Annotated in this window: 8 protein-coding genes; 3 read left to right on the top strand and 5 right to left on the bottom strand. The window is 38.1% G+C overall.

Annotated elements, in window-relative coordinates; all coding sequences use genetic code 11:
* Nucleotides 1-89: 89 nt before the first annotated feature.
* Both EA365_00705 and EA365_00700 read right to left on the bottom strand, forming a co-directional pair.
* A complete protein-coding gene (locus tag EA365_00705; protein ID TVQ49079.1) occupies nt 90-452 on the bottom strand; it encodes a hypothetical protein in 363 nt (120 codons plus the stop codon).
* Complete coding sequence (locus tag EA365_00700) at nt 453-686, bottom strand: DUF433 domain-containing protein (protein ID TVQ49078.1); 234 nt, start codon at nt 684-686, stop codon at nt 453-455.
* Between the two features lie 144 nt (nt 687-830).
* Between EA365_00700 and EA365_00695 the strand changes: the two genes are divergently transcribed.
* The gene (locus EA365_00695) at nt 831-1,115 is read left to right on the top strand and encodes a UPF0175 family protein (GenBank protein ID TVQ49077.1); all 285 of its coding nucleotides are present in this window, start codon (nt 831-833) and stop codon (nt 1,113-1,115) included.
* Nucleotides 1,112-1,594 (top strand): DUF3368 domain-containing protein, encoded by a 483-nt coding sequence (locus tag EA365_00690; GenBank protein TVQ49076.1) that lies wholly within the window; start codon nt 1,112-1,114, stop codon nt 1,592-1,594. The genes EA365_00695 and EA365_00690 overlap by 4 nt, the downstream gene beginning before the upstream one ends.
* Nucleotides 1,595-1,608: 14 nt before the next feature.
* On the opposite strand, the gene EA365_00685 is transcribed toward EA365_00690, so the two are convergent.
* The 3 genes from EA365_00685 to EA365_00675 form a co-directional block, all read right to left on the bottom strand.
* Entirely contained in the window at nt 1,609-5,055 is a 3,447-nt protein-coding gene (locus tag EA365_00685) for a DUF3883 domain-containing protein (GenBank protein TVQ49075.1), read from the bottom strand.
* Between the two features lie 225 nt (nt 5,056-5,280).
* Nucleotides 5,281-6,384 carry a DNA-protecting protein DprA gene (gene dprA, locus EA365_00680; GenBank protein ID TVQ49074.1) on the bottom strand — a complete coding sequence of 368 codons (1,104 nt, stop codon included), beginning with the start codon at nt 6,382-6,384 and terminating at the stop codon, nt 5,281-5,283.
* Nucleotides 6,381-7,148, bottom strand: a complete 768-nt coding sequence (locus tag EA365_00675) for an acylneuraminate cytidylyltransferase family protein (protein TVQ49073.1) — start codon at nt 7,146-7,148, stop codon at nt 6,381-6,383. Before EA365_00675 ends, dprA begins: the two co-directional genes overlap by 4 nt.
* Nucleotides 7,149-7,329: 181 nt before the next feature.
* On the opposite strand from EA365_00675, the gene EA365_00670 reads away from it, so the two are divergent.
* Nucleotides 7,330-8,312, top strand: a 983-nt coding sequence (locus tag EA365_00670; GenBank protein TVQ49080.1) for a serine/threonine protein kinase, incomplete at its 3' end; no start/stop codon positions are given.

Genomic DNA, 8,312 nt, shown 5'->3' with positions numbered 1-8,312 from the left:
TTTGCTTAATAGGTAGGTCAACTTCGATTAATCTTTTGGGGTAGGATGTCATAATTTTTAAAGGTATTCAGGCAAGAGAGAAGAGGGTTTTAAATAGGTAAATTACGAATTCGTAAGGCATTTTGAGTTACTGAAATTATCGCTCCTTCTAATAGTTCATTTTGGCATTTTTCTAATATCTCAGTTAATTTTGCTTCAATCAAATTACGACTTTGATTACCTAAGCGGAATAAAATAACACTTGGTAAAGTGCCTTTAGATATAGCTAATAATTCACCAAAATCTAAATCCACTGTCAGAATAATTCTTGATTCATTTTTAGCCTTAATTAAGATATCTTCATCTGGTAATTTTTCTAATCCTTGTTCACTTAAATGAATACTATCATAACCTTGACTTTTTAACCAAGTTACTGTCCGTGGTGAAATTCCCATATCAGCTAAAAATCGCATTTAATCAAGACTATTAATAATAATTTTTTCTTCACTTAACCAAGCTGCATAGAATAAAGACTGTCGTATATCTTCAGGTTCAAGATAAGGATAATCTTCGATAATCTCTGTGGTAGTTTTACCATTAGCAACTAAGTTAATAATCAAAGAAACTGGTATCCGCATTCCTCTGATGCAGGCTTTTCCCCTCATAATTTTAGGGTCAAAAGTAATTCGGTCTAAGTCTTGTAACATATCTTTTTGCCAATAGCTTTTTATACCATTCAATATTATCATCATAGATACACCGAGAGCCGGGACTGAGTAATCAAATTCAAATCTCTACCTGAGTTGGCTCACATGTTAAAATAGTCAAAAGGACTGTCGGAGATAAAATTGATGCAAATTGAGATTGCTTTGCCAGATGAGGTGGCAGATTCCCTTTTGGCTAAATGGGGTAGTCTAGAACGTAAGCTAATGGAAATGATTGCGATTGAAGCCTATCGGGAAGGCTCAATTAGTGTGGGAAAAGTTCGGGAGTTATTAGGGATGAAAACCAGCTTAGAAGTTGATACTTTTCTCCAAGCTAAAGGAATTGATTTGGCTTATAACGAAGCTGATTTTGAAGCAGATCGACAAACTCATGAACAACTCCGAAAAGAGGGGAAGCTCAATACTCTATGATTGTCGTTTCAGATACCTCCCCAATTTGTTATCTGTTACTTATCGACGAAATTGAACTCCTTCCTCAACTTTATGATGAGGTGCTTATCCCCAAAATTATTCAACAAGAATTATCTCATATTAAATCACCGAGGGTTGTCCAAAAATGGATTGAGACTCCTCCAGATTGGTTAATTATTCAAAATGTCGCTCCTTGTTTAGATCGTGATTTAGAGGTTCTTGATTCGGGGGAAAGAGCAGCTATTATTTTAGCAGAACAGCTAGATGCAAATTTAGTGCTCGTTGACGATGCTTTGGGAAGAAAAATTGCTTGCTCTCGCGGTTTGAGGGTAACAGGGGTGCTCGGTATATTAGATGAAGCAGCTAAGCGAAATCTAGTGGATTTTCCCACAGCAATTAACCGCCTTGAGAAGACAACATTTCGAGTTTCAGCAATGTTGATTGAATCTTTATTGAATCGCTATCAAAATCAACCGTAAGCTCAGATCTTCCCTCAAACCCTACTAATTTCTTGGTAATCAATTTGATAATGCTCAACCTTAGCGATCGCTTTCCAATCTAGTTGCGCGGGATTATTGATACAATGAATTTGCGGATTAGTGGCACAATTAAAGACTACATAAAGCCAGTAGTCATCTTTGAGACGTTGAGCGGTTTTATACTCATTAGTGGTTAAGGCGATGTCTCCTTGAGTAGCTCTACCTTTAACTTCAATGTATCTTACCATGTCTTTAGCGGTTTGGGCATCTTCTGGGTGTGGTAGTCTGGATTTTAGGTCAAAACCACTATTTTCTGTCTCGACGCTTTCTACTCTCCAACCTCTACTTTCTTCGTATTTAATTACTTCCTCTATGGCTATTCTTTCAATCTCTTCGTTACTTACCATTTGTGCTAATGGGGGAGAATGGCGATCGGGGTGTGGTAATACCCATGCTCTACCGTAGTGACGAATATCAGCAATTGTACAGGTTTGCTCTTGTTGCAATTCTTGTAACCGACTTTCTAGGCGATGATTTAATTCAGATAGTCTGTCATCTGCTTGTTTAATTCTACCATCGAGACCTACTTCGGTTGAGTTTGATTCTTTTTTTTCTAGTAACTCCACTAACTTATGATTTTCTCTATCGATAATGGTGTTAAGACTAATTTCTATATGTCTGGTAATGGTGTTAATTTCTTGGAGTTTTTCGGCTTTTACTTCTGCTAAAAGAGGTTGTAAGGCTTCTGTGATTAGTTTTTGCTCTAATTGCTGTTTAGCTGGTAAATTACTAGTATCTAATGGCTCTATCTTTTGATCGTCGGTGGGGATTAAGTCTAAGAATATGGTTGGTTGTCTGAGGGTAATATTGCCCTGTAAATCACTTTCTGTTATGAAAAGTCTCTTATGAATTACATTACCTCGACCGTCGTTAATACTACCTGAGAAAATATCAAGCATTACTGGTTGGCAACGATATAAGTCATAAAAGATTGCACCGGCTCTTAAATTGTCTTGTGATTTAGCTTCTATTGCTTCTCTAACGGTTTCAAAGAGAGGATGACCAGGTGTTACCCATTCTAGGGTTGGATTGTCTTTGAGAAGGTCTCGATTAAAGACTACTTCTTTATATTCTCGACCAAGTTTACCGAATCTTGATTCTAGTTTATCGCCTATTGACCAAAGAGAGCGAGGAAGTTTACCGATACGGAATATATGAGAGTCTTTACCAATTTGTTTAGGAAAAATACCTACCAATGGTGCAGCAGCTAGGAAAAATTCTTCGATACTTTCAGGAGCAAGTTTACGCTCTTTCATCTCAATATGTTTATCAAGTTGTTTGATTAAGTTACAATCACGCTTGGCTAATCCTTCTAAAGCGGAACTAGTAATTCTGCGAAATTGCTCAATATCGACGGATTTAACAATACGCTCTACGATCGCTTGTTCGGTTAAATTTCTAACATACATTTCCCTCAACATTTTTTCTAATTGATTGGAAGGAAAGATATCACCTAGGACATTAAATACTTTACCTGTTTTTTCTGGATCTAAATCTGCTTCTATGTTTTTAATTCTTTCCAATAACTTATCGAGTACTCTTCCTTCACGAGTATTGTTAGCGACAAAATTAAAGATTAAGCAGTCTTTTTCTTGTCCATAACGGTGAATTCTCCCCATACGTTGCTCTAATCTAATGGGATTCCAAGGAATATCATAATTAATCATTAACCAACAAAATTGTAGATTGATACCTTCTCCTGCTGCTTCTGTGGCTACTAATATTTGACAGTCTTCTCTAAATTCTTTTTCTGCATAAATCCTTGTTCCGGGAGTATCTCTATCCCCAATCTTCATACCTCCATGAATTTGGGTAACCATTAATCCCCATTCTCTTAATTTCCCTACTAAATAGTCAAGAGTGTCTTTATGTTCAGTAAAAATTAGTAATTTCATTTTGGTATCTTGAAAAATACCTTCTTGAGTAATTACTTCTTTGAGTTTGACTAGTTTACTTTCAATCTCTCGTTTTTCTAATTCTAAAGCCGAATGGATCAATTCTTGTAGCTGTCTGATTTCATATCGCAAGTCTTGAGGATTAATAGAAGCAACTATATTTTCTAAATCACCAAGAATTTTTTCTTGTTCGATTTCTGTCATTTCATCGAAATCATCTGGTATTTTTTTGGCTATCTGCTCCTTACGGTAGGCTTGAGGATCTGCTAAAATCTTCTCTCTCTTGTTTTTCATGCGCTCTAGAGAACAACGTACAGCGTATATACTAGAGGCAAAACGACGTTGCAGCATTGCCATGGTAAAGCCTAATACTCTACCTTTAATTGAGTCTTCTTGTAAAGCTTTGATAGACTGATCTTCGACATAGTCGGTTAATTCACGGTATAACATCCCTTCTTCTGAGTCTATTTGAAAGGCGATGGTTTCGACTCGACGATTGGTAAATAGTTTTTTTACTTCTCCTGTCTCGGAATCGGGAAAAGTCATTAAAGCTTCTTTGGTGCGACGTAGATAAAAGGGAGCTTCATTTCTGCTCATGGCTTCTTCTAGACTTTTAATATCGCCATAAACATCCCTATCGAGGAGTTCGAGAAACAGACAGAAATTTTTAGGGTCACCTTTATGGGGTGTAGCTGTCATTAATAGGTAATGATCGGTGATTTCTGAGAGTTTTTCCCCTAATTGATAGGCTAAGGTTTTATCTTTGGGGTTAGCACTCATTTTATGTGCTTCATCTACAATAATTAAGTCCCAATGAGAGCGCAATAAGCTTTCTTTAGCGTCTTTGATTACTGATACCCAAGAAATAGAAGTAACCACCTGATTTTTATCTTGCCAAGGGTTTTGACCATAATTAGCCCTGAGGATATCTCCTCTAATGATCTCGAAGTTTTCCCTAAATTTATCTTTCATCTCTCTTTGCCATTGAAATGTTAGGTTAGCAGGAGAAAGAATCAGAACACGTCGAACTAAACCTCTGATTTTTAATTCTTTGAGCAAAAGTCCCGCCATAATGGTTTTACCTGCTCCTGGATCATCGGCAAGCAGAAAACGAATTCTAGGTAACTTTATAAAATACTCATATACTGCCTCTAACTGATGGGGAAGAGGATCAACCCTTGACATAGCTAAGGAAAAATAGGGGTCATATTCATGGGCTAAACTCCAACGCATAGCTTCAACCCCAAGACGAAATAGTCTAGAGTCTCCGTCAAAAGGCTCTGTATCAAGCTCAATTTGTAACTCTTCTATTTGGGCAGTGGTTACAATGGGTTGATAAACTTTGTTGGTATCTAATCCTTGGACAATTAATTTACAATTGTTATCGCCAATTTCTACTACAGTAATAATAGAAACAGGTTCAGGGAACAAAGAACCTCTAATAATTAGTTCGGGTTTTAATTGTGCTAGATTCTGCACTGTTTGGTATTGGGGCTTATAGATCATATCTTCGGGGCTTTTTGGTTGCCAAATTTTCTAAATAACTATTTTGATCATTGCGAGGGTTAGCGAAGCAATCTCAAAACCTTATGATTATGTTGAGAGTGCGAAAATCCTATTTCTCTTAGTATTCCCAAAATTACCTGAAAACTAACGGTAAGGCAAAAGGCATTCAGGCACAAGTAGTATTATCTATATAAACAATATCTCCTAAGACCTAAAACCTAACCCCTAAGTTGCACTTTTTTTATACATCATTCCTGGTAATTGGGAGACTAAACCTAATAACTCTAATTCTAATAATGCTCCCGCTACTAAACCAGAGGGTAAATTACTTCCTGTGACGATCGCCTCAAAAGAGGTAGGTTCAGTTTGCACCACTTGAAAGACTTGCGCTAAATCTGGGGTTAAATCAGGTCTAGATTGAGGAAGAGGATCAACTTGGGGTACTGAACCTAATTGTAATAATAACTCTTCGGCTGAAAGAATTAAATTAGCTCCCTGATTTAACAGACGTAAACAACCTCTTGCTTGAGGTACTTCTGGAGAGTTGGGCAATACATAAACATCACGTCCAAACTCGTTAGCGTGACGCGCGGTAATTAAACAACCTGATTGCTCTGGTGCTTCTATGACTAAGACTCCCCGAGAAAGTGCCGCGATTAAGCGATTACGCGCCCGAAAACGATTGCTATCAGGATTTGACCCGGCGGGATATTCACTCAGTATTAAACCTCCATGGCTGAGAATTTGCTGATAAATTAGCTGTTGTTGTTGGGGGTAAATGACATCAACTCCTGTGGCTAAAACCGCGATTGTCCTTCCTTTGACAGCTAGACAAGCTTCATGAGCTAAGGTTTCAATTCCTTTAGCCATCCCCCCCACAATAGTAAAACCGTATTGAGCTAGATAACTACTCAGTTGACGGGCCCAACGACAACCATGTTCTGTAGCTTTTCTCGTCCCCACGATCGCCATTACAGGTACTATCCCTTGGTTTTCTTCGGGGTTGACTTCACCTCGATAATAAATCACTGGGGGGATTCCTGGGGTTTCTAATAATAACCTCGGATAATCAGGATCAGCGGGAGTCCAAAAATGGGGATTTTGGCGCAAATGTTCTTGTAAAAACTTCTCGGGATTTAATTGAGAGCGTGTTCCGGCGATCGCTTCTACTACATTACTGCGCAAAGGAGCGATCGCCTTTAATTCTGCTACATCAGCTAACCAGGCTTCTTGCAGAGTTCCGTAATACTCTAAGAATTTCTCTAAGACATTAGAGTTAATCCCGGGAATTTGTGACCAAGCTAACCAATAAATACGCTCTTGACTCATAGGGATAAAGAGGGTAAAACCCCTTCCCCCTGTTGTAGTAGATATTCAGCGTACCACCAATCCTTAGCATCATTGATGTCTAAACCCTCGAATCCCTCGGTAAAAAAAGGGACAATCTTTGTTCCCGCGATGGAATCGGTTTCCCAAACTACCCGACACCAAGCGATCTCTAAACTAGCGTTTTGGCTATAAACTTCAGGTAAGGCTTGATAAGGACTACTATGCCAAGGAGTAGTTAAATTGATTGATTGTGAAGCTAAACTAGGTTCATTGCCTGTTAATAATGGTTCAATTAAATCTCCCTGACGTACCCACATTTTACCAGGATGTTGTTGACATTTTTCTACTGCTCGTAAAGAATCTATGTCTTTTTGTCTTAAAAATACTTCCCAAGCTCGTTGAATCGTCGTATATTGACGAAATGGGCTAGTAGGTCTTAAAATGGAGTAACAGTCGTAAACTTCTCCCTGTTTTTTGAGCTTTGTTAATATTTCCCTAATCCAGTCAATATCTGGTGAGTTGTCCATAGCAAAGACAGAACTACGTAAACAGGGAACTTCCCCACCGTAGTCTTGGGCAATTTTACTAATGACTTCAGAATCAGTAGAAACGATTACTCGCTCAAAAATACCGCTCTTGAGAGCAGCAGCAATGGTATAAGCGATGAGAGGATGTCCAGCTAAAGGGCGAATATTTTTACCTGGAACTCTTTTAGAACCTGCTCTAGCTGGAATAAGAGCGATTATACTAGGTTGAGATGTCATACTAGGGCTTTCAACTTTCTTAATTATAATTGTAACTGTAGTTGTGCATAAATAGATCAGTTGATCCAAAGACTCAAAGTTATTGATATGATGATAGTAGGGAAAAATCTTTACCAACTACTATAAGTACACTCTCGTAATTGAAATTGGAGAAGTGTTATAAATTAAAGGAGCAACAGAGTTGGAAACCAGTCAATGTCTTAATCCCGATTGTTTAGCCGAGAATCCCTCTAATGCAACAACCTGCCAAAAATGCGGCTCAAAGTTATTGCTAGGCGATCGCTATCGCCCTGTTTCAGCATTAGGTAAAGGTGGAATGGGGAGGACTTTTTTAGCTGTTGATGAACATAGATTAAACACCCTCTGTGTAATTAAACAGTTTTTACCTATAACCCAAAATAGCGCTGATTTAGAAAAATTAATTCAGTTATTTAAACAAGAAGCTATCTGTTTACGAGATTTGGGGAAACACCCTAACATACCAGACTTAGAAGCTTTTTTCGCTCACGAAGGCCGATTCTATCTGATTCAAGAATTTGTTGATGGTCAAGATTTATTCAAAGAATTAAAACAAAGAGGTAAATTTACCGAACACGAAGTTAGACAAGTATTTAACGAAATTCTCCCTATTCTCCACTTTCTCCATAGTCGTAATGTTATCCATCGCGATGTTAAACCTAGTAATATCATTCGTCGTAAAGATGGCTCTCTAGTCATGATTGATTTCGGGGTGTCTAAACAGTTGAGCGCTAGTGTACAAACCAGTGTAGGTACTGTCACAGGAACAGTAGGCTATGCTCCTCCTGAACAAATGCGAGGCGTGGTTTTTCCCTGTAGTGATTTGTACGCTCTAGCCGCTACTGCATTGCGTTTACTTACAGGATGTTTACCGAGACCCGATGGCTCTGATGACTTATATGATCCCGTAGAAGGTTGTTGGCAATGGAAAGATAAAGTAACTGTAAGTGATAATCTTGCCTATGTTCTCGATAAGTTATTACAAAATACGGTCAAAGATCGTTATCAAACCTCAGCAGAAGTATGGCAAGCTCTTAATTATAGACCCCAACCCCAACCCCAACCCCAACCCCAAAGCAAACCCAAAAAAAAAAAAAAAACAAAAACAACAACAAAAAAAAAAACAAGTAAAGATAAAAATTATAA

Origin of the sequence: Gloeocapsa sp. DLM2.Bin57 (assembly GCA_007693955.1) — a bacterium.
Taxonomy (GTDB): Bacteria; Cyanobacteriota; Cyanobacteriia; order Cyanobacteriales; family Gloeocapsaceae; genus Gloeocapsa.
This window is presented reverse-complemented; position numbering and strand designations above follow the sequence as displayed.

Bases quoted from the DNA above. Each gene is read 5' to 3' on its own strand.
- EA365_00685 (TVQ49075.1), bottom strand. From the start codon at position 5,055: ATGATCTATAAGCCCCAATACCAAACAGTGCAGAATCTAGCACAATTA.
- EA365_00705 (TVQ49079.1), bottom strand. From the start codon at position 452: ATGCGATTTTTAGCTGATATGGGAATTTCACCACGGACAGTAACTTGG.
- EA365_00675 (TVQ49073.1), bottom strand. From the start codon at position 7,148: ATGACATCTCAACCTAGTATAATCGCTCTTATTCCAGCTAGAGCAGGT.
- dprA (TVQ49074.1), bottom strand. From the start codon at position 6,384: ATGAGTCAAGAGCGTATTTATTGGTTAGCTTGGTCACAAATTCCCGGG.
- EA365_00700 (TVQ49078.1), bottom strand. From the start codon at position 686: ATGTTACAAGACTTAGACCGAATTACTTTTGACCCTAAAATTATGAGG.
- EA365_00690 (TVQ49076.1), top strand. From the start codon at position 1,112: ATGATTGTCGTTTCAGATACCTCCCCAATTTGTTATCTGTTACTTATC.
- EA365_00695 (TVQ49077.1), top strand. From the start codon at position 831: ATGCAAATTGAGATTGCTTTGCCAGATGAGGTGGCAGATTCCCTTTTG.